At 45.4% G+C, this 23,920-nt stretch carries 19 protein-coding genes; 12 read left to right on the top strand and 7 right to left on the bottom strand.

Annotated features, from left to right (window positions below; genetic code table 11):
* Window positions 1-288: 288 nt before the first annotated feature.
* Both AC58PV_RS18840 and AC58PV_RS18845 read left to right on the top strand, forming a co-directional pair.
* Entirely contained in the window at window positions 289-732 is a 444-nt protein-coding gene (locus AC58PV_RS18840; RefSeq protein WP_497433829.1) for an acyl-CoA thioesterase, read from the top strand.
* A gap of 4 nt (window positions 733-736) precedes the next feature.
* Window positions 737-1,132, top strand: coding sequence for an FxsA family protein (locus tag AC58PV_RS18845; protein WP_497433830.1), 396 nt, complete (start codon window positions 737-739; stop codon window positions 1,130-1,132).
* Between the two features lie 32 nt (window positions 1,133-1,164).
* Here the strand turns inward: AC58PV_RS18845 and ytvI are convergent, their stop codons facing one another.
* Window positions 1,165-2,301 (bottom strand): sporulation integral membrane protein YtvI, encoded by a 1,137-nt coding sequence (gene ytvI, locus AC58PV_RS18850; protein ID WP_497433831.1) that lies wholly within the window; start codon window positions 2,299-2,301, stop codon window positions 1,165-1,167.
* Between the two features lie 186 nt (window positions 2,302-2,487).
* Between ytvI and AC58PV_RS18855 the strand changes: the two genes are divergently transcribed.
* Window positions 2,488-4,644, top strand: coding sequence for an RNA degradosome polyphosphate kinase (locus AC58PV_RS18855; RefSeq protein ID WP_497433833.1), 2,157 nt, complete (start codon window positions 2,488-2,490; stop codon window positions 4,642-4,644).
* On the opposite strand, the gene AC58PV_RS18860 is transcribed toward AC58PV_RS18855, so the two are convergent.
* Window positions 4,613-6,151 carry a Ppx/GppA phosphatase family protein gene (locus tag AC58PV_RS18860; RefSeq protein ID WP_497433834.1) on the bottom strand — a complete coding sequence of 513 codons (1,539 nt, stop codon included), beginning with the start codon at window positions 6,149-6,151 and terminating at the stop codon, window positions 4,613-4,615. The genes AC58PV_RS18855 and AC58PV_RS18860 overlap by 32 nt on opposite strands.
* 303 nt (window positions 6,152-6,454) lie before the next feature.
* Between AC58PV_RS18860 and citZ the strand changes: the two genes are divergently transcribed.
* The 4 genes from citZ to AC58PV_RS18880 all read left to right on the top strand — a co-directional run bounded on the left by citZ (window position 6,455) and on the right by AC58PV_RS18880 (window position 10,646).
* The gene (gene citZ / locus AC58PV_RS18865; protein WP_497433835.1) at window positions 6,455-7,567 is read left to right on the top strand and encodes a citrate synthase; all 1,113 of its coding nucleotides are present in this window, start codon (window positions 6,455-6,457) and stop codon (window positions 7,565-7,567) included.
* Window positions 7,568-7,722: 155 nt separating this feature from the next.
* Entirely contained in the window at window positions 7,723-9,021 is a 1,299-nt protein-coding gene (gene icd / locus AC58PV_RS18870) for an NADP-dependent isocitrate dehydrogenase (protein WP_497433836.1), read from the top strand.
* A 51-nt stretch (window positions 9,022-9,072) separates the two neighbouring features.
* Complete coding sequence (mdh, locus tag AC58PV_RS18875; RefSeq protein WP_497433838.1) at window positions 9,073-10,014, top strand: malate dehydrogenase; 942 nt, start codon at window positions 9,073-9,075, stop codon at window positions 10,012-10,014.
* Window positions 10,015-10,205: 191 nt separating this feature from the next.
* Window positions 10,206-10,646, top strand: coding sequence for a hypothetical protein (locus AC58PV_RS18880; protein ID WP_497433840.1), 441 nt, complete (start codon window positions 10,206-10,208; stop codon window positions 10,644-10,646).
* A 471-nt stretch (window positions 10,647-11,117) separates the two neighbouring features.
* Here AC58PV_RS18880 and yfbR read toward each other — a convergent pair whose 3' ends face one another.
* Together yfbR and AC58PV_RS18890 are read right to left on the bottom strand one after the other, a co-directional pair.
* Entirely contained in the window at window positions 11,118-11,714 is a 597-nt protein-coding gene (yfbR, locus tag AC58PV_RS18885) for a 5'-deoxynucleotidase (RefSeq protein WP_171637869.1), read from the bottom strand.
* Between the two features lie 253 nt (window positions 11,715-11,967).
* Complete coding sequence (locus AC58PV_RS18890) at window positions 11,968-13,107, bottom strand: polysaccharide deacetylase family protein (RefSeq protein WP_497433842.1); 1,140 nt, start codon at window positions 13,105-13,107, stop codon at window positions 11,968-11,970.
* A 117-nt stretch (window positions 13,108-13,224) separates the two neighbouring features.
* On the opposite strand from AC58PV_RS18890, the gene AC58PV_RS18895 reads away from it, so the two are divergent.
* From AC58PV_RS18895 to AC58PV_RS18910, 4 genes are all read left to right on the top strand, one after another.
* The gene (locus AC58PV_RS18895) at window positions 13,225-14,775 is read left to right on the top strand and encodes a fumarate hydratase (protein WP_497433844.1); all 1,551 of its coding nucleotides are present in this window, start codon (window positions 13,225-13,227) and stop codon (window positions 14,773-14,775) included.
* Window positions 14,776-14,921: 146 nt separating this feature from the next.
* Entirely contained in the window at window positions 14,922-16,718 is a 1,797-nt protein-coding gene (gene pnpS, locus AC58PV_RS18900) for a two-component system histidine kinase PnpS (RefSeq protein WP_497433845.1), read from the top strand.
* 120 nt (window positions 16,719-16,838) lie between these two features.
* On the top strand, window positions 16,839-17,555 hold the full coding sequence (locus AC58PV_RS18905; protein WP_497433846.1) for a response regulator transcription factor: 717 nt from the start codon (window positions 16,839-16,841) through the stop codon (window positions 17,553-17,555).
* A gap of 445 nt (window positions 17,556-18,000) precedes the next feature.
* Window positions 18,001-19,083 carry a Gfo/Idh/MocA family protein gene (locus AC58PV_RS18910; protein WP_068662829.1) on the top strand — a complete coding sequence of 361 codons (1,083 nt, stop codon included), beginning with the start codon at window positions 18,001-18,003 and terminating at the stop codon, window positions 19,081-19,083.
* 70 nt (window positions 19,084-19,153) lie between these two features.
* Here the strand turns inward: AC58PV_RS18910 and AC58PV_RS18915 are convergent, their stop codons facing one another.
* Window positions 19,154-20,032, bottom strand: coding sequence for a helix-turn-helix domain-containing protein (locus tag AC58PV_RS18915; RefSeq protein ID WP_497433848.1), 879 nt, complete (start codon window positions 20,030-20,032; stop codon window positions 19,154-19,156).
* A gap of 184 nt (window positions 20,033-20,216) precedes the next feature.
* Here AC58PV_RS18915 and AC58PV_RS18920 point away from each other — a divergent pair, with 184 nt between their 5' ends.
* Window positions 20,217-21,059, top strand: coding sequence for a phytanoyl-CoA dioxygenase family protein (locus AC58PV_RS18920; protein ID WP_497433849.1), 843 nt, complete (start codon window positions 20,217-20,219; stop codon window positions 21,057-21,059).
* Window positions 21,060-21,123: 64 nt separating this feature from the next.
* Here the strand turns inward: AC58PV_RS18920 and AC58PV_RS18925 are convergent, their stop codons facing one another.
* Both AC58PV_RS18925 and AC58PV_RS18930 read right to left on the bottom strand, forming a co-directional pair.
* Window positions 21,124-22,938 (bottom strand): glycoside hydrolase family 43 protein, encoded by a 1,815-nt coding sequence (locus AC58PV_RS18925; RefSeq protein WP_497433850.1) that lies wholly within the window; start codon window positions 22,936-22,938, stop codon window positions 21,124-21,126.
* A gap of 85 nt (window positions 22,939-23,023) precedes the next feature.
* Complete coding sequence (locus tag AC58PV_RS18930) at window positions 23,024-23,833, bottom strand: helix-turn-helix domain-containing protein (protein ID WP_497433852.1); 810 nt, start codon at window positions 23,831-23,833, stop codon at window positions 23,024-23,026.
* Window positions 23,834-23,920: the final 87 nt, after the last annotated feature.

Genomic DNA, 23,920 nt, shown 5'->3' on the forward strand with positions numbered 1-23,920 from the left:
GCTCCCTTATGCAGAAAATCAGCAGAAATAACTACATAAAATCCATTTAATTTGTTTGTGACGGCGGAGTAAGGTTTGGTTGCGGCTGCAGAGTAGAGGTAGAGGTAGAGGTAGTGGCAGAGATGTAGTTGTAGTTGTAGTTGTAGTTGTAGTTGTAGTTGTAATGAGCTAGAGGTAGAGGCTACAAGGACCAACATCAGTAGTCGTATGTAGTAGACCACAGCATGAAGGACATACACCATACCTATGGTATAATAGACGTAACAAGTTATAGCGGGAGGAAACACCATGACGCAAGAACGGTGGTATCAGCAGCAGCTGCGTGTACGATATCAAGAGACGGATCAAATGGGGGTCGTGTACCATGCCAATTATTTGACTTGGTTCGAAATCGGAAGAACAGAGTTCATTCGATCCTTAGGTTATGCCTATCGCGAAATAGAGGAAATGGGGCTCCTGCTCCCCGTTACGGAAGCTGATCTCAAATTCAAAAAGCCTGCGAAATACGACGATTTGATTGGCATCTACACGCGGGTGTCGCAAATGAGCGGTGTTCGATTGCAATTTGCTTATGAAATTCGCAGAATCGATGACGATCTCACTGAAGAATTACTCGTTACCGGAACATCCCATCACGTTTGGGTGAATCCTTCTTGGAAGCCAGTACGTATAGATAAGGAAGCGCCAGAATTGTGGCAGCTTATTTCGAAGTATACTGAAGACGGAGGCTGAACCTATGTTGCGATGGATTATAGCTATTTTAATTCTCGTTCCTGCAGTAGAAATTACCATTCTAATTATGCTTGGACATCTAGTCGGAGGTTGGATGACCGTCCTGTTAATCATAGCGAGCGGCTTCTTAGGTGCTTACTTTGCGAAGCGCGAAGGACGGAAAGTGATGGAGTATGCGAAGTTTGAGTGGTCGCAGGGGCAGCTGCCAGCGCAGCAAATTCTCGATGGGATCTGTATTTTTCTTGGTGGAATTTTGCTTATTACACCGGGATTTATAACGGATATTCTAGGTTTCTTGCTTGTTTTTCCGTACACGAGGCCGATATTCAAGGTTATGCTGTTAGCCATCATTCGTAGACAAATTGGCAAAGGCAAGATGCACATCATTAATCGTAGATAAGGAACGTGTAAACGAAAGGCGCGGTCAGCCTCCTATTCAGGAGGTGCCGAGCCTTTGTGTATGTAAGCTGCAATATCATGGAAAATTCTAGCTCGATAGAACGCAGTGATTAGAATAAGGGATACAGGTCCTACGATAAGTCCGAGTAGCCCGAATAATTTTAACCCTACGAACATGGCAATAAGTGTAGCAAGTGGATCTAGGCCGACCGATGAGGCTAATACTTTAGGTTCCATAATTTGCCGCGCGATTACAATAACTCCATACAGGACACTAAGACCAATACCAAGCACGATATTCCCTTGAGCGAAGAAAACGTAGAGGATCCATGGCACCATGACAGCGCCTGTTCCCAGATACGGCATCAGGTCAGCCAAACCAGTTAATAAGCCGATGGTGATGGCATAATCAACGCGGAGGACAAGCAAGCCAATAATGACGACGAGTGCAGTGAGTGAAACGAGAATCAATTGAGCTCTCAAATAGCCGAACAAGGCTTTCTGTAGGTCTGTTCGAATTAATTTGGTCGTTTTGACAATCACGTCAGAGAAGATACCCTTATAGCGCTTAATGAGTCCGTACCAGTCCTTGCTGATGAAAAAGGTAGCTAACATAACAATAATTGTAATCGTCGCGATATTGGGTAAAGAAGTTAAGAAAGCTTTGAGCCCTGCAAAAATATAGGTAATAACCAATTTACTAACGTCTGCAATGGAACCTGCTGTGGAGGAGAGATTGGTGTTAACGGTCTCCTGATACTTCGGATTATTTTCAAAAAACTCATTTATGCGCTCAATCCATTGTTGAAAGGTAACCGAGTTAATAAATACATTAAATTCTTCGACCCAGCGGTTAATCTGCAGTTGAATTGTGTCCGCAAGGGAGCCAAGTTCCACAACAATATTAGCTACAAGCAAGGTTATAATCGTAACCATTGCACCTGCAAATAAGATCATGGATAACGAGACAGACAGCCATCTGGGAAGCTTACATTTGAATTGAAAGAAATTAACTAGCGGATTGAGCATAAGCGCAATAATCCAACCAAAAATAAAAGGGTAAATAAGTGGAATGATATAGTAAAAGGCAATGACGACTACGAAGAGAATGATGGCCACCCATATGCCCCTGAAAATTTGGTGAACCAGTCGCGGATTTAAGATACCCATGGTAGGAAACACTCCTTGTTTCAAGTCATTTATATTGTAACACGAACATGGATAAATACGGAAATATCATCATATTTACAAAATCTTAATATATTGAAATGAGGGGTATTGGATTGTCGCCTCCCTAACACGCATAGTACAATGAAGATATAAGATCACTAAAATTGGAAAAATATTGGAGGATTTATGAGTATTGCGCGCGAACCAGAACTGAAGGATGTCAAGGAACTCAAAGAACTCAAAGAACTCAAAGAAGTGAAAGAAGTCAAAGAAGTTTCAACGAAGTACTTAAATCGTGATTTGAGCTGGATCGAGTTCAATTGGCGTGTGCTTGAGGAAGCGCAGGATGCGAGTACGCCTCTGCTAGAGCGTGTGAAATTTCTATCGATCGTATCGAGCAATCTCGATGAATTCATGAGTGTTCGTGTCGCAGGACTCAAAGATCAGATTAAGGCTGGCTATACCAAGAAAGATTTCACAGGCTACACACCAGCAGGACTCATTAAGCGAATTATGAAGCGCACAGCTAAAATGGTGACAGAGCAGTACAAAACGTATCGTGAAGTAACGAGGCACCTAGCGAAGGAAGGTATCGTTTTCACGGAATATGAAGATCTGAATACGTCACAGAAAAAAGCCATGGACGCGTATTATCATGATATTATTTTTCCCGTACTCACGCCGATGGCTGTTGATCAGAGTCGCCCATTTCCTCTCGTACATAATCAATCCTTATATTTGGCCGTGTTGCTTCTGCGCGAGGGAGAGGATCTGGACGAAGAACCTTACTTTGCCATTGTTCAAATTCCTAGCAATTTATCTCGTTGTATTCCAGTTCCTACCCGCACTAATAGCAAAAAGAACGAGTTTATTTTACTTGAAGAGTTGATTGAGCATCATATTCAGTCCTTATTCAGTGGTTACATTCCGATTTCTGTGCATGGCTTCCGAGTAACGCGAAATGCGGATCTAACGCTCAACGAAGAAGGAGCAGAGGATTTACTGGAAGAGATCGAGAAGGAGCTTAGGCGCAGACGCTGGGGCTCTCCTGTGAGACTGGAGGTCCAAGAGGGGATTCATCCCTACGCGTTAACGCAATTACAGGAAGAATTTGAGATCGAGGAACAAATCATTGAAATCGATGGACCTTTGGATATCACATATTTTATGAAGCTTGCCAATACGCTAAACGGGTATGACAATCTGCGCTATCCGCGCATTGTAGCCAAATATCCTGTTGAGTTTGAGGATACTGCAAATTCGGCAGAATTTTTTAATATACTCAAAATGAAAGATGTCCTCGTTCATCATCCATATGAGACCTTTGATGCGGTGACGGACTTTATTGTTCATGCTGCCTATGACCCAGACGTATTGGCCATCAAGATGACCTTATACAGGGCGAGTGGCAAATCGCCGATCATTCAGGCACTGGCTAGAGCAGCTGAGTCAGGTAAACAAGTGACCGTAGTTGTGGAGCTGAAGGCTAGGTTTGATGAAGAGCGGAATATTGCTTGGGCACGGATGTTGGAGAAATCGGGCTGTCATGTCGTTTATGGACTCGTAGGACTCAAAACACATGCCAAAATCACGCTTGTCGTGAGACAAGAGGAGCAGACGCTGCGTCGCTATGTTCATGTAGGAACAGGCAACTACAACGACAGTACAGCGCGGCTCTATACGGACGTAGGTTTGTTCACGTCGAATAGTGTGATCGGTGAAGATGCTTCTGCACTTTTCAACGAAATTACGGGTTACTCGGCGCCTCATGACTGGCAATCGTTTGCTGTCGCGCCAACGGACTTGAAAGATAAATTATTCGAGCTTATCGCACGTGAATCAGAGCATGCGAGAGCAGGACGGCCAGCGCAGATTATTGCCAAAATGAATTCTTTATCCAATCAGGAAATGGTGGATGCTTTATACGCGGCGTCCCAAGCTGGTGTGAAGATTGAGCTCATCATTCGAGGTGTATGCTGCTTAAGGCCTGGTGTGCCTGGTCTAAGTGAGAATATTACCGTTCGGAGTATTGTAGACCGATTCTTAGAACATTCACGGATTTATTATTTTGAAAATGGGGGGCATGTCGATGTCTATCTGTCTTCGGCAGATTGGATGACGCGTAATTTAACTCGACGAATTGAGTTGATGTGCCCGGTTTTGGATCATGATATGAAGAAAATGATGATTCAAATTCTAAACGTGACACTTCATGATAATGTCAAAGCTAGAGAACTTATGCCCAACGGTATGTATACGCACATAAAAAATGAACTGACCCCTTATCGGAGCCAGTTCGAGGCAATGCGGATTACTTCATGGAAAAAACTTCGGCTTGAGTAGAAAGCTTGAGTCCCCAGGTTTTTTCGAAATCCTTGGCGAATGCGTGAAGTTCCTTGAGCTCTAAGTATGGCATGTGTGCATAACGCATAATGAGATTCATCGAAGTTGCAGAGCTGTCAACTTGTAAGGATTGAATAGGTTGCGTTTCACTCGCGTCCATCGTCATGGCAAGTTTAAGGACAGCACCAAGCTTAATGATTAAGGTAATATCGGATTCCAGTAAGAGGTCCTTGTATACAAGCGCCTGCTGCTGGGTCCGATTTTTTGTTTTGAACGTTGCAATGAGCGAAACAATGACGATTTCCCGATGACTAAGGCCGTCGATATGCGCCTCTTGTATCATATATTCGGTGTGCTTCAAGTACTGGTAGTAATGGACGCTTACACCAATTCGGTACAGAAGAGCAGCCGTGTGCAACAACAGTCTGCCACGAGCTTCTATATCTGCCCATGGTGCCAGCGCGTCGTACAGTTGCATCGCAAAGGTGTCTATATGCCGGACATGCGCGAGAGCTGCATTCGGATGGAGCATCAGAATATTCTGAATGCTTGCCTCCAATATGTTAACCTTTATAGGCTGCTTCGGGTTATAGGTTTCAAAGAATAGCCCATCGCGTAAACCAGAACCACTGATGACACATAATGAGGATTGCGCAGCTTCGAAAATGGATTCTAGAATTAGCAGGCCTGGCACCATAATATCTGCTCGTTCTTTGGATAGACCGTCGACTTTCCTCCTTTTATCTATCGTTAGTGTGGATAAAAGCAACGAAAATTCTTGAAGCTCACCGGGCTTCATAACGTAATTATGAGCCAGTTGTAGCGGGTATTTATTGCGTTTGCGGCTCATTTTGCCAAGTGTCCGAATCGTCCCGCCTAGTCCAATCATAGGAAGATTGGGGGAATTCATAATCCATGGCTGTGAAGCTACGGCCTCGTGTACCATTTTACGAATATCAGCCATCTCAGAATCCGTTAGATTATCGCCTTTCATAAATTGACGAGTGGTGTTCACAGCTCCGAAAGGAAAAGAGACACTTTGCATGAGCTCCCGGTCTTTGACAAAGGAAACCTCAGTACTTCCACCACCAATGTCAATGATCATGCCATCGCGAATATCCATGGAGTTAATGACGCCTAAATAACCATACCGAGCCTCTTCAAACCCGCTCAGAACTTCAATTGTAAGTCCTGTTTGTTCTTCAAGAATACGCACGATTTCAGAGGTGTTGGCAGCGTTACGGACAGCGGCAGTAGCAACGGCTCGAACGGTTGTAACAAATTGTGACTGGCATAACCTGGCATAGTGGGTTAAGATAGGAACGATTGAAATAATATCTTTGCTATGTAAGATACCGTCAGGACCCATACGTTCGCTAAGTCTTGCAGAATCTTTATGCTCGCACACGACGCGATAAGCTCCATGCGCATTTATTTCATAAATGACAAGTCGAATGGAGTTGGATCCGATATCGATGATGCCAATCCTAGTTGCAAGGTTGCTCATTGTGTCGCTCCTTTATAACTTAATTTCACGGCTACATTCTTTACATTGTATCAAGCTCGCACAAGGTCTACAAATTTTTCCGCACAAATTGCATAATTCGAGGAAATTAACAAAAACTTGTATCGTGTGTTTGGAACCAGTGAGTTCTAAAAAGCGCGATAGTTTGGCCGCCAAAAAGAATTTCTATGGTAGTGATAATTTACTTCTATGACCCCATTTGTTCACTTAACGAGTAAAATACTTTATTATTAAGGGAAGAAAACAGCAATATTATGCTAATAGAGTAGCTAAGGAGAGATTCCCATGTCTGCAACCAAAGGTTTAGAAGGAATTGTAGCCACAACCTCGTCGATCAGCTCCATTGTAGATGGCGTGCTTACGTATCGCGGGATTGATATTGATGACCTCGCAGAAAATGCGACTTTTGAAGAAGTTATTTACTTACTTTGGTTCGGTAAATTGCCTACTCAAGCTGAACTTGAGAAATTGCAAAGTGACCTGAACGCATACAGCAAAGTACCCGACGCGGTAATTGATATTATTCGTGCATTCCCGAAAGATGTGAATTCCATGGCTGCGCTTCGTACAGCAGTTTCTGCACTTGCTCTGTATGATGCCGAAGCAAATGATTCAAGTTCGGAATCCAATGTGCGCAAAGCTATCAAATTGCAAGCGCAAATTCCTGCGATTATCGCAGCTTTCTCACGTATTCGCGAAGGCAAAGAGCCAGTAGCTTCCCCAGGATATTCTTCGGTTGCTGCTAACTTCTTGTTCCAACTGACAGGTAAAGAGCCAGATAAAGTTGCTATCGAAGCGTTGGATAAAGCATTGGTCCTTCATGCTGACCACGAGTTGAATGCTTCAACATTCGCTGCCCGTGTAACTGTTGCAACACTGACTGATATTTATTCCGGTATTACATCCGCCATCGGCACGCTTAAAGGTCCACTTCACGGTGGTGCGAACGAAGCGGTTATGGTTATGCTTGAAGAGATTGGTACAGTTGAGAATGTTGTGCCATACATCAACGGCAAATTAGAGCGCAAGGACAAAATCATGGGCTTTGGTCACCGCGTTTACAAAAACGGCGATCCACGTGCAAAGCACTTGCAAAAAATGTCTTATGAGCTTGGTAAATTGACAGGCAACCTGAAGTGGTACGAAATGTCCATTAAAGCAGACGAGTTGGTAACAGGTCTTAAAGGTTTGAAACCGAACGTTGATTTCTACTCAGCATCCGTATACACGACGTTAGAAATCCCACGTGACCTCTTTACGCCGATCTTCGCGATCTCCCGTACTTCCGGCTGGGCCGCTCATATTCTTGAGCAGTACGAGAACAACCGCCTGATCCGTCCTCGCGCAGAGTACACAGGTCCAGTTAACCAAAAATATATCCCAATTGGCCAACGCTAATTGTTACTTCTTTAAGCTCAAAGTGCGGGCGTTCGGTACTGTGCCCCAGGTATCTGGGGGAGTGCTGTAATACCCGTCACTTTTTGTGTGCCTAGTCATGCACAATATATAGACAAGAAATCATTTTCATACAAATTTGAGGAGGAACTATTCACATGCCACAATTCGAAGCTTACGAACTACCAACTGAAGGACAAAAAATCACAATCGAAAACGGTGTACTTCAAGTCCCTAATAACCCAATTATCCCTTATATCGAGGGTGACGGTACAGGTCCTGACATCTGGGCAGCTTCCGTTCGTGTTCTAGATGCAGCAGTTGAGAAAGCATACAAAGGCGAAAAGAAAATCGCTTGGTACGAAGTATTTGCTGGTGAGAAAGCATTCAACAAATTCAACAACTGGTTGCCTAACGACACGTTAACAGCTATGCGTGAATACATCGTGTCCATCAAAGGACCTCTTACTACGCCAATCGGCGGTGGTATCCGTTCCCTGAACGTGGCACTTCGTCAAGAGCTTGATCTTTACGTATGTTCCCGTCCAGTTCGTTACTTCGATGGCGTTCCATCCCCAGTTAAACGTCCTGAGCTAGTTGACATGGTTATTTTCCGTGAAAATACAGAAGATATCTACGCAGGTATCGAGTGGGAAGCTGGTTCCGACGCGGTTAAGAAAGTTCTTGCCTTCTTGCAAAATGAAATGGGCGTTAAGAAAATTCGTTTCCCTGAAACTTCAGGTATCGGTGTAAAACCAGTATCCTCTGAAGGTACAGAGCGTTTGGTTCGCGCGGCAATCGAGTACGCAATCAAACATGGTCGTAAAACAGTTACATTGGTACACAAAGGTAACATCATGAAGTTCACAGAAGGCGCGTTCAAAAACTGGGGTTATGAGCTAGCTGAGCGTGAGTTCGGTGAGCAAACATTCACATGGGCACAATACGACCGCATCAAAGAAGAGCAAGGTGCAGAAGCTGCTAACAAAGCACAAAAAGACGCTGAAGCTGCTGGCAAAATCATCGTAAAAGATGCGATTGCTGACATCGCTCTTCAACAAGTATTGACACGTCCAACTGATTTCGACGTTATCGCAACATTGAACTTGAACGGTGACTACCTGTCTGATGCACTTGCTGCACAAGTTGGTGGTATCGGTATCGCTCCAGGAGCTAACATCAACTACGTGACTGGTCACGCGATCTTCGAAGCAACTCACGGTACAGCTCCTAAATACGCTGGTCTTGACGTTGTTAACCCAGGTTCCGTTATCCTTTCCGGCGTTATGTTGCTTGAGCACCTTGGCTGGTTGGAAGCAGCTCAATTGATCTACAAAGGTTTGGAAACATCCATCAACAACAAAACCGTTACTTATGACTTCGCACGTTTGATGGAAGGCGCTACTGAAATTAAGTGCTCCGAATTCGCGAACGAAATCATCAAAAACATGGCTTAATTCGTAACCTTAGTTGAGTTAGATTTAAGATTATGAGGAGGTATATTTTAAATGGCTATTCGTCGTAATAAAATTACCGTTGTTGGCGCAGGTTTCACTGGTGCTACTACTGCTCTAATGCTAGCTCAAAAAGAACTTGGTGACGTTGTTTTACTTGATATACCGCAATTAGAAAACCCTACAAAGGGCAAAGCGCTAGACATGCTTGAAGCAGGTCCAGTGCAAGGCTTTGATGCTCAAATCACAGGTACATCCAGTTATGCGGATGCAGCTGGGTCCGACATTGTCATCATCACAGCAGGGATTGCTCGAAAACCGGGAATGAGCCGCGACGATCTTGTGAACACCAATGCGGGTATCGTGAAATCCGTTTGTGAGAACGTGAAGGAAGTTGCTCCTGATTCCATCGTGATTATACTGAGTAACCCTGTTGATGCGATGACATACGTCGCTTACCAGGCGCTAGGTTTCCCGAAGAACCGTGTTATCGGTCAATCCGGTGTACTTGATACTGCCCGTTATCTAACGTTCATCTCGCAAGAGTTGAACGTATCTGTTGAGGATGTTAAGGGTGTTGTTATCGGTGGACACGGTGATGACATGGTACCGCTCGTACGTTACACCTACGCTGGTGGCGTACCGATTGAGAAGCTGATTCCAGCTGATCGCATTGAAGCCATCGTGGCGCGTACGCGTACTGGCGGCGGCGAAATCGTTAACCTGCTTGGTAACGGTAGTGCATACTACGCACCAGCGGCTTCGCTTGTGCAGATGACGGAAGCGATCCTGAAAGATAAGAAGCGAATCATACCGACCATCGCGTTGCTGGAGGGCGAGTACGGCTATAACAATCTGTTCATGGGAGTCCTAACGGTTCTGGGTGCTAACGGCATCGAGAAAATTATGGATATCGAATTGACAGATGCTGAGAAGTCAGCACTTGACAAAACAGCTGAATCCGTACGTAATGTCATTAAAGTCGTGGCGGGTTAATTCAAGAAAGCCAGTTTCCTAGATTTAGGGGGCTGGTCTTTTTTTTGTAGCTGTTTTCTGCTTATTTAGTCACAGTTTTATGGAGATATGGTGAATTTGCATGGAATTTGACATCGCTTTCTTGTTACGCACATTCTGATTCTGTATACTAAAAGAGAACGATTCTAATTAAAATTGCGGAGGTCGACTCAATGCCAGAATCAGTACAACACGTTATGCTTTTTTTACACGTCATTAGTGCTTTATTGCTTGGATCTTATGTTGTTTTCCCTTTCATTGTTGGACGAGCTGCCAGCTTATCCGGCGCAGGACAAGAGAGCTTCATGGGACTATTGTCAACGATCAATCGCATAGGCCAGTTTTCTTTGATTGTTACCTTCATCTCTGGAGGAGCAATGGTCAGCGAAGGTAATTTCTCAGGTTTATGGATGGCGCTCGCTATCATTCTACTTGTAATTGTGGGGGCAGTTACAGGCATGATTGGCGGTCGTATTAAGAAATTGAGAGCAAACAGTGCAGCAGGTAAAAATACAGCAGGGGATGCTGCGAAAATTAAAACATTCAGCTGGATCGCTTCCATTGCAGTTATTCTAGCAATTGTGATTATGACAAATCCTCAAATTTTGGCATAGTGGTTAAGGATACACAAAGAACCTCTTATTTCGCATGTTAGGTGCGGGATAAGAGGTTCTTTGTTGTTTGTGTAGGGTATAGAGCACGCGGAGTGCAACTGCAAGATAAATGGAAAACATACAGTTAATTTCCTGGAAAATCGTGCAAATTGTGAAATAGATGGATTTGCACAGCTGATCTTAGGTTTAAAAAGCAATATGGTTGCTTATTGGCTAAATTAACTACATGAAATCCATCTAAATCAGTTTTTGGGGTGGAAATCGAGATAATAACTGGAGTTTTTCCAGTTATTCGGTTGATAAGGTGTGCTCTGGTTTGCTAGTTTTGCTTGGAACGCTAGGTATACTAGGGTTGCTTGGGTTAGCTTTGGTGAGGTTGGTAAGTTAAGTGAGTCAAGTAAGTCAAGTAAGTCAAGTAAGTCAAGTAAGTCAAGTGAGTCAACGTAAGCAAAGTGCAGATTTGGAACTAACTTAGCTCGGATCTGCGATGTCTAAAGTGATTTCGTCCAGTGTTTTCTCGAAAGAAGCGCTCATATGTTCCAAGAAGTAATCGACTTCCGGCATATTCATTTTCTTCAAGCTGTCGAGCACTTGCTGTTTAGCGACAACGAACTCCCGGTTGCCGGTAGAGAGCTCAGTCAAGCATTTGATGTAGGCTTCGATCAGATCAGCGGCCTTGACCCAGCGATAGAGCTCAGGGTCAGGATCTTGAATAAGGCCACGGTAGATGCTGCTGAGCGCAGGTGGGATGGTGCCGATTAGTCTTTCTACGGCGACATCTTCAATTTCGCGGAAATTCCGCAGAATTTGCTCGTTGTTGTGTTTGACAGGCTGAGGGATGTCACCCGTTAGCACCTCAGATGCGTCGTGGAACAAAGCGATGGAGACAACGCGGTCGGTAGGTACATTCCCACCATAGACTTCGTTGGAGATGGTGCACAGCATATGTGCAATCGAAGCTACATAGAAGGAATGCTCGGCTACATTCTCGCGGCGCATGTTCCACATGAGGCTCCAGCGATCGATATATTTGAGACGATATAAGTAAGCGAAAAAGTGATGATTCATGGTAAGTAAGTTCCTCCCGAAAACGGAGCGTATGCATTCCGTCATTTATTATCCCTTAACAGGTATAACACTTCACCTATTTGAAGTCAATAAATGTGGGTGTTGAAGTGGTCGAGCAACTAGGGGGCACGAAGTGAGGTAGTAGGAGAGGACTCAATGCCGAAACAGCATTAGTCCGAAATTTCGGACTAAATGATAGCGGTGATAGCAAAAAATAAGGGGCAACACGAGTAAACGTGTTGCCCCTTAAGCACTACTTCACGTTCGGCGCCACCCGAACAGCCACCTTCCGGGTGGCGGGGGTGTAGACGAGCGGCTGCCCGCTCAGCGCTTGCAGATCGTCAAGCGCGATCGTGACCTGCCCGTGCTCGCGCAGCACGGGCTCCCGCAGCCGGACGCGCGCGCCGTCGCCGCGCGTCGCGGTCTTGGCATTCACCCCGAGGGTGAATGCCGCATCACCGAGGCGGAGGCGAAGCTCTCCGCCCTCTACGACAGCGCTGCCGCCGAGCTGCGCGGCGGCAGCGGCCGCATCCACGCGCAGCGGCGTGCTGCCACGCTGCGCCTCAGTCCGGCGCTGGATCGAGCGCAGCAGCAGCTCCGGCGTGATGTTCGGGCTGCCCGCGTTGATCCGCGGGATCAACATGTGATCGGCGCTACGCGTCGCCATCTCGGGCGAGATCGTGAAGGCGTAGCGGATGCCCGCCTTCTTGACTTGCTCTGTCGCCTCAGGCGACACGATGCCGTACGGGTACGCCATCGCGTCTAGCGGCTTATCTGTCAGCGGTGCAAGCTTGCCGACGCAAGCTTGCGCATCAGCGGCAACACGCTGCTTGTAGGCATCATCGTTCTCACCATCGAGCTTGCCAACTAGCGCAGCTTCTCCATCTGGATTCTTATGATGCAAATTGTCCGTATGGCAGCCAATATCAATGAAATTGGTCGCATGCGTCATTTCACTAATCTGTTCCTTGGACATCGACGGAATATACGATGCCAACGGATCGGCTAGATCTGTCGTGATGACGAAGTTGACAGCGGGTATGCGCAAGCTTTTGAGAATCGGATAAGCCCCTGTGTAGAAGCTTTGATACCCATCATCAAACGTGACTAGCACTGCGTTAGAGGGAACCGTCGCGCCGGCCATATACATTTTGAACTCATCTAAAGAAATAAAATGATAGCCTTTGCTCAGTAGTGTTGTTAACTGATTCTGGAACAGGGCACTTGTGATTGTGCTTGAGCTCTTATCCGTGTCATGGATGTGATGATACATCAGAACGGCAACCTGATCTTGGTAGTAAATGGTCTCGGAATGTTCAGCTTGCAGGGGCGTCAGCAAAAGTGTAAGCCCTAGTAGACTAACGAGAACCGAAATCGCGATCCTTTTATACATGTCAGCGAATCTCCTTGTTTTGCTCACAAGAACCGTCGAACTGTTCCTATGAGGTATGGTATAATGGTAGATATTCTTTACGATTATGCGGGTAATTGAGAGGAGCTAGAAAGCGTTATGCAACATTTTTATCAAAGTGTGTATGATTTAATTGTGGAAACTTCCACGAATCTTCCTGGTGATGTACGTCGTGCGGTACAGGCTGCACAGATTAAAGAGGATAATGGCACGCGTTCTGCGTTATCACTTTCCCGAATTGCTGATAACATTCATATGGCGGAGACGAATGTATCCCCGATTTGTCAGGATACGGGCATGCCAACGTTTATTATACACTGTCCAGTTGGGGCAAACCAAATTGTGATGAAGAAACATATTCTTGAGGCTGTTGCGAATGCAACGAAGGCTTCCAAACTTCGAACGAATTCCGTAGATTCGCTTACGGGTGCTAATAGTGGGGATAACCTTGGACCAGGAACGCCAGTGATTCACTTCGAGCAATGGGAACGTGATGATGTGGAAGTGAAGCTGATTCTTAAAGGTGGCGGTTGTGAAAACAAAAACATTCAATACAGCCTTCCAGCTGATCTTGAAGGAGTAGGCAAAGCAGGTCGTGACCTCGACGGGATTCGCAAGTGTGTGATGCACGCTGTGTATCAAGCACAAGGTCAAGGTTGCAGCGCAGGCTTTATCGGTGTTGGTATTGGCGGCGATCGGACAAGCGGTTATGAGCTGGCGAAGCATCAATTATTCCGCCATGTTGACGATGTGAACCCACATCCAGACCTTCGTAAGGTCGAGGAGTATGTGATGGAACATGCGAACACGCTAGGAATTGGTACGATGGGCTTCGGCGGTCAAGTTACTTTGCTTGGTTGTAAAGTAGGCGTGATGAACCGTCTGCCAGCTAGCTTCTTCGTTTCTGTGGCGTATAACTGCTGGGCGTTCCGTCGCCAAGGTGTTATTCTCAATGCGGAAACGGGAGAAATCAATGGCTGGTCCTACCCAAGAGGTGCTGAAGTGTCCTTCCAGGAGGCTTTCGAAGCAAGTGCAGAAGAAGCCAGAAATACACCGCAGGAAGAACGTCGCGAGATCGTATTGACGACTCCGATTTCAGAAGAGCAAATTCGCAGCTTGAAGGTCGGTGACGTAGTCGTTATTAATGGAACGATGCACACAGGACGCGATGCCCTGCACAAATATTTGATGGATCATGATGCTCCAATCGATCTGAATGGCGCAGCGATTTATCACTGTGGTCCAGTTATGGCCAAAGATGACGCGGGTGAGTGGCACGTGAAGGCGGCTGGACCGACAACGAGTATTCGTGAGGAGCCGTATCAAGGCGATATTATTAAAAAGTTCGGCATTCGCGCGGTGATTGGCAAAGGCGGCATGGGCGCTAAAACGTTAGCAGCACTGAAAGATCACGGCGGTGTATATTTGAATGCTATCGGTGGTGCTGCACAGTACTACGCACAGTGTTTCAAAAAGGTGGAAGGTGTTGATTATCTGGAATTCGGTATTCCAGAAGCAATGTGGCATCTAGAAACAGAAGGATTTGCGGCGATTGTAACGATGGATTCACACGGCAACAGCTTACATGCAGATGTCGAGAAGAATTCGTTAGAGAAGTTGGCAGCGCTGAAAGAACCCGTTTTCAAATAATGCATTCCTTGTAATTATCTCTACTTGACCTTTACAAAAAAAATACTGGATTAGCTGTAGGAATTAGGGTTACTATTTAGAGTAGCCCTTTTTCTATATGTTATTGACGACATAGGCACACAACTCTGTTGGAGGTTCATGCATCCATGACCAAATTTCGTGCAAAGCTAACCCTGATTTTAATTTTATTAATTGGATGCTCGATGATGGTTGCCGGCATTTTCATGGCAAAGGTGCTCGAGAATTCGCATGTGAATTCATTACAAGAGAATATGGAGCGAGAGCTTCATGTGATTGCTTCGAGCGGTGTATGGGATTTTCAAGGGACGGAAGCTGAGTTGTTTAAGTACTATACTGCGCAAGCCCACCGGCTCAAAGACGCGACCACGGAGCGATTGACGTATATTCGTGCGGATGGCAAGGTACTCGGTGACTCTGATCAAATGCCAGAACAGATGGATAACCATTTAACAAGACCGGAAATTGCGGCAGCAGCTAAGAATGGCATTGGGTATACGACAAGGTATAGTGATACGTTGAAGGAAAATATGTTATATGCTGCGATTCCAGTTAAAAATGAAGCCAAGGTAACAATTGGGTATTTACGCATTTCTTTGAGTTTAGCTCAAGTGGATAAATCCATTCGCAGTCTCTGGTATTTCCTTATTTCAGGACTGGCAATCCTCTTCGTCATTGCGGGTATCGTCAGTTATCGCATTGCCAAAGGGATTACACGCCCGATCGAGCGAATGACCAAAGTCGCTCAGCAAATTACGAATTTAAATTATGAATCTCGTGTGCCTTCTTATCGGAACGATGAGGTAGGACAGCTGGGTCAAGCGATCAATCGGATGTCTGAAAGTCTGCAAGGTCAGATGGAGCGCATTCAAGAAAATGAACGCAGGCTGCAAGGCGTCATGGAAAATATGATGAGCGGGATTATGATGATTGACCGTGAAGAGCGGATTATATTGCTCAATCCTTCTGCTGAAGCGATTCTTGGCTTTTCTTCCCAAGAGCTGTTAGGCAAGAAATACAATGAAGCTAAGCAACAATATGATTTTACCAAAATGATTCAAGAATGCATTGAGTTGCAGGAACCGATTTCAGACGAGATGATTTTCTATTACCCTGCTGAGCGCATCTTGGATATTCATTTGAGTCCGATCGCTCATGAAGATGAAGAATGGTCAGGCGTGCTTATCGCCCTTCACGATATCACGGCGGTTCGCAGATTAGAGCGGATGCGCAGCGAGTTCGTCGCGAATGTTTCCCATGAACTGAAGACACCAATTGCTGCAGTGAAGGGGTTTGCGGAGACGCTGTTGGCAGGAGCGTTGAATGATAAGGAAACGGCGGTGTCGTTTCTGCAAATCATTTTTGATGAGAGTGAGCGATTGAACCGATTGATTGGGGACATTCTGGAGCTTTCGAAGATTGAATCGAAGCGGATTCCGATGAATTTCTCTCCCGTCTATTTGCCAGAGTTTCTAGAGAGATCATTCAGTGTGTTGCGGAAAGAAGCAGAGAAGAAGCACATCGAGCTCAGTATGACGGTAGAGGACGATATGTACATTGAGGCGGATGAGGACCGGTTACGACAAATCATCATCAATTTGCTGTCCAACGGCATTGCCTATACGCAAGATGGCGGGAAAGTTAGGCTTCGCGTAGAACCCCTGGAAACCAATGTTGACGGAGATTATGAGCGACTGCGTTTCATCGTGTCAGATACGGGAATGGGGATACCGAGGAAAGATTTGCCGCGTATTTTCGAACGGTTCTATCGGGTTGATAAAGCGCGATCCCGAAGTTCAGGCGGTACAGGACTGGGGTTATCGATTGTTAAGCATCTCGTGGAAATGCATAAAGGCACGATTCGTGTCGAAAGTGAAGTTGGAGTTGGTACCAAATTCATTATTGAGTTGCCTGTGATTCATTAAAATAGGTTAAGTAGTTGATGCGGATTTACATTGCGCTGACGAAGTCTTTACAATGCCTTTACATTTATGTGATACACTGGGGTTGTGCAATGTTAATAAACTGTAAATGCGGGGGATCCCATGGCACAAAAGATACTAGTTATAGAAGATGAGCCGACATTGGCTCGGTTATTGTCTTATAATCTTTCGCAGGAAGCCTATGATACAAAGGTAATCGATCATGGTGGAGACGGCCTGCAAGAGGCGCTCCAGCAGTCGTATGATTTGATTATTTTGGATATTATGCTGCCAGGACTTAGTGGCTTTGAAGTTTTGGCAAAGCTTAGGCAGAAAGGAAATCGAACACCTGTCATTATCCTGACCGCTCGGAATGCTGAAGATGAAGTCGTACAGGGCTTAAAGCATGGGGCAGATGATTATATCACGAAACCATTTGGAGTAGCCGAGCTGCTTGCGAGAGTGGCTGCAGTATTGCGGCGTACTCAATCGGAAGAAGCTGCTGCGGATGTCGCCAAATCGAATGAGAAAGTGATTCAGGCAGGTGAGCTTCGCATTTATCCGGAGAAATATGAAGTTGTATTGAACGGGGAGTCGATTCCACTCCGTCCTAAGGAATTTGAAGTACTGCTGTATCTCGTTCAGCGACCAGGTGTCGTTGTGACGCGAGATGATCTGATGAATATCGTATGGGGCTTCGATTATATCGGAGGTCAGCGTACGGTTGATGTGCATGTGAGCTCGTTGCGCAAGAAGCTGGAAATGAATCAGCAATCGGTACAGATTGATTCGATACGCGGCGTGGGGTACAAGCTTGTAGCCACGATGATTAAAAAGTAAGGAGCATGGATGCTGACTCGTCAGTAGCCGTGCTTTTTTTCTGTTTATGAAGGGTTGATGGGGGAGTTGTCTAGTAGAAGAACGAATAAATGGGTTTTATACAGTTAATTCCTCGATATTCCGGCTGAAATGATGAATAAATGGATTTTATGCAGGTAAATGTAGTAAATTTGGCTGCTTAGAAGAATAAGTCGAGAATTACCTACATGTCTTCCAGCTAAATCGGATTTTGAGTGAATTTATGATTGAAATAGCTGTACTTTTTCCAGTTAAGTGTTAGTAGAGGGGGAGGAAAAGCTAGCTAGTTAATTATGGTGAGAACACAATTGCATACAATCATCGCCAAATCGGGAATTTTATTAACGGTGGTATTGGGTATAATTAGTTTATACATACGTGTACTGTCATTATCAAATTTGAAAGATCCATATAGAGGAGGAACATCATGTCAACGACGTATCGGATTGCCATTATTGGGTGTGGAGGGATTGCCAACGGCAAGCACATGCCTAGTCTAAGCAAGTTGAACAATGTAGAAATGGTAGCGTTCTGTGATATCATTTCGGAGAAAGCGCAGGAAGCTGCTGCGAAGTACGGTAAGGGAGAAGCTCGTGTGTATGAAGATTATCGCGAGGTATTGAAAGATAGCTCTATCGATATCGTACACGTGTGTACGCCGAATGATTCTCATGCAGAGATTACGATTGCGGCTTTGGAAGCTGGCAAGCATGTTATGTCAGAGAAGCCTATGGCGAAAACTGCGGTTGACGCAAAACGCATGGTCGAAGCGGCTAAGCGTACAGGGAAAAAGTTAACCGTTGGCTACAACAATCGCTTCCGCGGCGATAGCCAACATTTGCATAAGCTATGCTCGGAAGGTGAGCTTGGCGATATTTATTTCGCGAAGGCACACGCGATTCGTCGCCGCGCCGTACCTACTTGGGGCGTGTTCCTCGATGAAGAGAAACAAGGCGGAGGCCCGTTGATCGATATCGGTACGCATGCGTTAGACTTGACGTTGTGGATGATGAACAACTATGAGCCAGCGGTTGTTTTGGGTACTTCCTATCACAAGCTATCCCAGCGCGAGAATGCGGCGAATGCTTGGGGTCCTTGGGATCCAGCTAAGTTCACGGTGGAAGATTCTGCATTTGGCATGATTACGATGAAAAATGGTGCCACAATTATTCTTGAATCGAGTTGGGCATTGAATACGCTGGAAGTCGACGAAGCAAAATGTACGCTTTCAGGAACAGAAGGCGGTGCGGATATGAAAGGCGGCTTGCGTATCAACGGCGAAAAACATAGTCGCTTGTTCACGACAGAAGTAGAATTGCAAGCTGGCGGTGTTGCGTTCTATGACGGTAAAGCGGAATCTGCTTCAGATTTAGAAATGAAATTGTGGATTCAGGCGATAGAGAACGATACAGATCCAGTGGTCACCCCTGAACAAGCATGTGTGGTATCGGAGATTTTGGAAGCTATTTATGAGTCAGCGAGAACAGGTAAAGCTGTTTACTTCGACTAGGCTAGACTGACAACATGCTATTTCCTGGGAAATAGTTAATGATATGAAAAATCCCTTCACCCGATAGCGATTATCGGTTGGAGGGATTTTTTGTTGATTTTCGATGCTCGCCGGGCGTTGTGCCTGTGCGTTGTTTGAATATTTTAGAAAAATGATGTAAATCAGCAAAGCCGCAATAATCGGAGATGGATTCAAGGCTAAGCTCTGTGTTCGTAAGTAACTCCTGCGCATGGTGAATGCGCATTTGCAATAAGTATTGGTGTGGAGAAGTGCTATAGCGTTGCTTGAACAGGAAGTTGAACCTAGAAAGAGATAGATTGGCGCGGCCGGCCATATCCTTGACTGAAATCGGCTCACTCAGATGATGTGAGAAATACGAGGTGATCCAGTTTAGAGATGGAGCTGGTGATGACGCCTCGCGCTGATGGGGTTCCATAATAGAAAGAATGATATCTAACATAAGCTGCTGTGTACGGAGTTGGGTTAGTAAATTGGGAACATGGAAAAGCTCTATCGTTTGCAGCAATTTTTCTTTGAGAAGTATAGGGTCCTGCGGTTGAAAATGTACGGGAACTCGAATTTTGAATAAGTCTTGTAAGGACGGCTGCATGAGATGGCTGTAGGCAGATAGGTCAATTTGTCCTGGTCGTGTGGGAAAGCTCTCTTCTGGGAGGGGATTATAGGCAATGTCAAAATGGAGAAACGGTGTGACGGTGTTCGTGAGTCCCTCTAAAGTTAGCAAGCTGCCTGGTTGGACGAGGCAGAACTGACCAGAGTTGAACATATACTTCTGATCGTCCACCCAGAAACAACATGTTCCCTCTTGGATGTATACCAATAGATAATCTAGCAGTCTGCGCTCTGGATAGTTCCATGGCTTGCGAACGGCAAAATCACATTCTCGGATGTAAGGGACAATGGGCGGAGAATCTTGTAATGGCTGTAGCATAGGAGTCCTCTTTTCAAATTAAATTCCGGTCGATGGGTGAATGGACTATTTACTCTTATTTTAGTACAGAATGTGTGCTCAAATACAGTTGTTTTTGACAAATCAATAGCCTTGTTTGACAAAGATATTTAGGCAGGTGGTTCGTATAATAAAGCTATAAATAGACAAAAGAGGTGCATAGCGCATGAGTCATCTAAATGCTAATGAAATCAACGTATTGCCGATGTTAGAAGAGGGTTACACATTGTCGCAAGAGCAGCAGGAGAGCTATCAACGGGATGGTCATATCGCTCTTCGAGGTGTTGCGAGCGAAGCTGAGATCCAGGTATATGAACCGATCATATCAACGCTTGTGAAAAATTTGAATCGTCAAGATAAACCGCTTGATCAGCGTGATACGTATGGGAAGGCATTTATCCAAATTTCGAATGTATGGGAGCAAAGCGAAGCCATTCAGCGATTCGTATTTGCGAAGCGGTTTGCGAAGATTGCCGCCGATTTAATGGGTGTAGACGGTGTTCGCATCTATCATGATCAAGCCCTGTATAAGGAGCCTTATGGCGGTCATACGCCATGGCATCAAGATCAAATTTATTGGCCGCTGGACACGGATAAGACGATTACAATGTGGATGCCCCTTGTACCGATTTCCGAAGCAGTAGGTTCCATGACATTTGCTTCGAAATCTCATCTCTTGGGTTACATCAATAAGATGGTTATTTCCGATGAGTCTCATCGGACGCTAGCGGGATATATTGAGGGGAAGGGCTTCGAAACGAAGTCACACGGTGCAATGGCAGCGGGGGATGCGACGTTCCACGCGGGATGGACGCTGCACAATGCGCCAGGCAATCCGACAGATACGATGCGTAAAGTCATGACGGTCATTTATTATGCAGATGGTTTGCGCATCGCAGAACCAGATAGTAAAGCGCGGGAGAGTGATCTGAATAGGTGGTTTCCTGGCTTGGGGCCTGGAGATCTAGCTGCTTCTGAACTGAATCCCTTGGTATATAGCCGTAAATAAAGAAGATCGCCTTCCCCTGGGTATAGTGAGGGGAGGCGATCTTTTCTATTCATGCATATGTGGTCTACAACTGAATGGGATGCATAAGCCCGTCTTCGCTAAATCTGAGTGGATCTATGCAGACTTCGCGGTGAAAGCCTTTGCCATCTGTGAAGCGTGTCAGCGGCGTGACAAACCGATGGTAGGCAATCCAATATTGATCCGTGCCTGGTTCTTGGAGAATCGAATGATGGGCGGTGCCGAGCATATCTTTTTCTTTATTTTTAACTAGAACGGGATATCGATAAGTGACAGGGCCATACAAGTGCTCCGCTGTACCATAATTAACGTGATAATCTTCGCTGCCAGTGTCATCACAGGACCATGTGAAGTGATACAGTCCGCCGCGCTTGAGAACAGTCACAGCTTCTCGGAAGTCGTGCAGACCAGCCACACTTTGCATCGTATCCTCGGCAACACTGATCATATCATCACCGAGCCGAACGATGGTAGGATTCCCATTTCCGAACAACAAGTAAGGGGTGCCGTCGTCTTCGATATAAATGGAAGGGTCAATGGTCAGCGATATGGGAATTCCCAAACGTTTCATTTGATTCATGGAAATAAGAGATTCGGGTTGCGCGCGAAATGGGCCTACGGGAGTCTCAGCAACCGCAACACCAATGGAGTGGCTTCCATCTGCCGTTTTTCCGCAGAAGTAATAATAATAGTTACCATCTTTGAAGGCGATAGCAGGTGCCCAAGCAGAACCGACGCTCCAGGGGACATCTTCTGTTGCAAGATCCAGAATGACACCTTCATCCCGCCAATTCGTTAGATCAGCTGAGGAGAATGCACGGAACTGAGTGCCAGACCAACCATCGAAGCCATCTGTTGTCGGATATAGGTAATAGCGATCACCGAACTTCACAAGATCGGGGTCGGCGAATTGACCGGCCAGTACTTGATGACCGTCTCCGAATGCTACAATAAGACGGCTGCACTCTTCGTAAGTAATCGGGATAACGCCGCCATGACGTTTCTTGGATGCACCGAGGTTGAATTCCCCGTCCTGTAGAACTCGAAACTCACCGCTAGCCAAATCGGATGTCAGGAGGGGGATATAACCTTTGCCTTCTGCGAAGCGATCCACAATGAGGCACCATTCTTCGCGGTCGTTAAACTTAAATATTTGAGGCCCCTCTACGCCTACCATTTCCTCTAAAGCTGGGGCATTCAGGCCGATAAAGGAATGCTTATCAAGCGAGTTACCTTTTTCAACTCGGATATTCTTCGTCGTTTCATCCTTGGAATACCGGTAATAAGACCCGTTGTGGGCAATGATTGTGGTATCGATGATATGATTTTCACGTTCGATGTATGTTTCCGTTCCTGAGAAACTGCGGAAATCTTTGGTGCGCGCACTGAAGATTTTTTGCTTTCTATGATCCTCATCGTGTTCTTGCGTCGCTGAGGCCCAGAACACAAGGAAATCGCCGAAGGCTTCGTCATAAATAGCTTCAGGTGCCCAGACACAGCCAGCTCCTGGCACACCTACTGTAACGGACCAAGGGGATGACCAATGGATCAAATCGGCAGATTCCCAGACAATCATGTCGCGGCTTCCGGCATTTACTGCGGTATCCCAACCTTTGTTATTCGCAATACGCAGATCCGTGGCAATTAGATAAAATTTGCTCTCCTCAGGAGATCTGACGATAAAAGGATCTCGCACGCCTTGCTCCCCCAACTCTGAACACAGTACTGGCAGACCCGCGTTCAAGTCCTTCCAGTGCAAACCGTCTTCGCTATAGGAGAAATAGACTTGTTCACCGTGTGGCTGTTCTCCGATAAAATGCACCAAAAGATAGCCTGCATATGGATAAGTTTGTATGGACAATTGGAAGCACTCCTTAGTTAATTGACGAATTATAGTAAAAGTATAGGTGGCTGTGAAGAGCGGATCAATAGACTATCGTGGTCGATTACTGACCTATCGTCCTTTCATGATCGGAGATGCCATTGCGTTTATATTGAGTAGGAGTAACACCAACGAATTTCTTGAATTGCCGCATAAAATGAGTGTCGTTCTCGTAGCCGCACATGCTTGCAATCAGACTAATGGATGTATTGCTATTCAACAGGAGGTATTTGGCATATTCAAGCCTAGCGTTAATGAGATCCATGATGATGGAGCACCCAAACAATTCTTTATAAATATGTTGGAAGTAGGATTTGCTTAAATTAACGCTGGAAGCGAGCTTGTCTACGGTATAAATAGAATGAGGCGAGCTGTATAACTGGTTTCGCAGCTTGGTGAACGGAAGCAGATACTGGCTCTTACTTTCATAGACTGCAGATTGGTTTCGTAAGTTAACGAGCTTCATAAAGAGTGATTGAAGATCACAGTCTAAAATTCTTTCTTTCAGTGGAGAATGCTGTCTATGATAATTACTCATGTCCATCAAATATTTGGAGATCAGCATGGTATCATCCGCATAAATTGGCGTGTCCAAGGGGAAACCGATCTCTGTCAGGAATGACTCAAGTTCGCTGCCAGAACAATGAAACCAGTCATTGATAAATGGCTTTTCCAAATGTCTGTAGAGGTGCTGAGTCTGAGGTTTCATTAAGATATAGGTATTCTTCTCAACGGTGTGCAACTGACCATGAAGAACAAGTTCTGCACGGCTTTTAAACAACACAAATGCATAATCCCCGGATCCACGGGGCCTATCAATCACGATGCCATTCTCATGAATGAAGTTATACCCACAGCTAAATAGTTGAATCATTCGTTATCACCACAAGATCATTGATCAGTTTATTTTTGGAAAGCCACTTCTATCATAAAAAGTTAAAGGAAATTGAAAATAATTATA

The organism is Paenibacillus sp. J22FR83, assembly GCF_059691955.1.

What these genes read in the sequence shown, in the direction of transcription:
- mdh (WP_497433838.1), top strand. Translation starts at nt 9,073, where the DNA reads ATGGCTATTCGTCGTAATAAAATTACCGTTGTTGGCGCAGGTTTCACT.
- ytvI (WP_497433831.1), bottom strand. Translation starts at nt 2,301, where the DNA reads ATGGGTATCTTAAATCCGCGACTGGTTCACCAAATTTTCAGGGGCATA.
- AC58PV_RS18880 (WP_497433840.1), top strand. Translation starts at nt 10,206, where the DNA reads ATGCCAGAATCAGTACAACACGTTATGCTTTTTTTACACGTCATTAGT.
- yfbR (WP_171637869.1), bottom strand. Translation starts at nt 11,714, where the DNA reads ATGAATCATCACTTTTTCGCTTACTTATATCGTCTCAAATATATCGAT.
- pnpS (WP_497433845.1), top strand. Translation starts at nt 14,922, where the DNA reads ATGACCAAATTTCGTGCAAAGCTAACCCTGATTTTAATTTTATTAATT.
- AC58PV_RS18905 (WP_497433846.1), top strand. Translation starts at nt 16,839, where the DNA reads ATGGCACAAAAGATACTAGTTATAGAAGATGAGCCGACATTGGCTCGG.
- icd (WP_497433836.1), top strand. Translation starts at nt 7,723, where the DNA reads ATGCCACAATTCGAAGCTTACGAACTACCAACTGAAGGACAAAAAATC.
- AC58PV_RS18840 (WP_497433829.1), top strand. Translation starts at nt 289, where the DNA reads ATGACGCAAGAACGGTGGTATCAGCAGCAGCTGCGTGTACGATATCAA.
- AC58PV_RS18895 (WP_497433844.1), top strand. Translation starts at nt 13,225, where the DNA reads ATGCAACATTTTTATCAAAGTGTGTATGATTTAATTGTGGAAACTTCC.
- AC58PV_RS18910 (WP_068662829.1), top strand. Translation starts at nt 18,001, where the DNA reads ATGTCAACGACGTATCGGATTGCCATTATTGGGTGTGGAGGGATTGCC.
- AC58PV_RS18920 (WP_497433849.1), top strand. Translation starts at nt 20,217, where the DNA reads ATGAGTCATCTAAATGCTAATGAAATCAACGTATTGCCGATGTTAGAA.
- AC58PV_RS18855 (WP_497433833.1), top strand. Translation starts at nt 2,488, where the DNA reads ATGAGTATTGCGCGCGAACCAGAACTGAAGGATGTCAAGGAACTCAAA.
- AC58PV_RS18915 (WP_497433848.1), bottom strand. Translation starts at nt 20,032, where the DNA reads ATGCTACAGCCATTACAAGATTCTCCGCCCATTGTCCCTTACATCCGA.
- AC58PV_RS18890 (WP_497433842.1), bottom strand. Translation starts at nt 13,107, where the DNA reads ATGTATAAAAGGATCGCGATTTCGGTTCTCGTTAGTCTACTAGGGCTT.
- citZ (WP_497433835.1), top strand. Translation starts at nt 6,455, where the DNA reads ATGTCTGCAACCAAAGGTTTAGAAGGAATTGTAGCCACAACCTCGTCG.
- AC58PV_RS18930 (WP_497433852.1), bottom strand. Translation starts at nt 23,833, where the DNA reads ATGATTCAACTATTTAGCTGTGGGTATAACTTCATTCATGAGAATGGC.
- AC58PV_RS18860 (WP_497433834.1), bottom strand. Translation starts at nt 6,151, where the DNA reads ATGAGCAACCTTGCAACTAGGATTGGCATCATCGATATCGGATCCAAC.
- AC58PV_RS18845 (WP_497433830.1), top strand. Translation starts at nt 737, where the DNA reads ATGTTGCGATGGATTATAGCTATTTTAATTCTCGTTCCTGCAGTAGAA.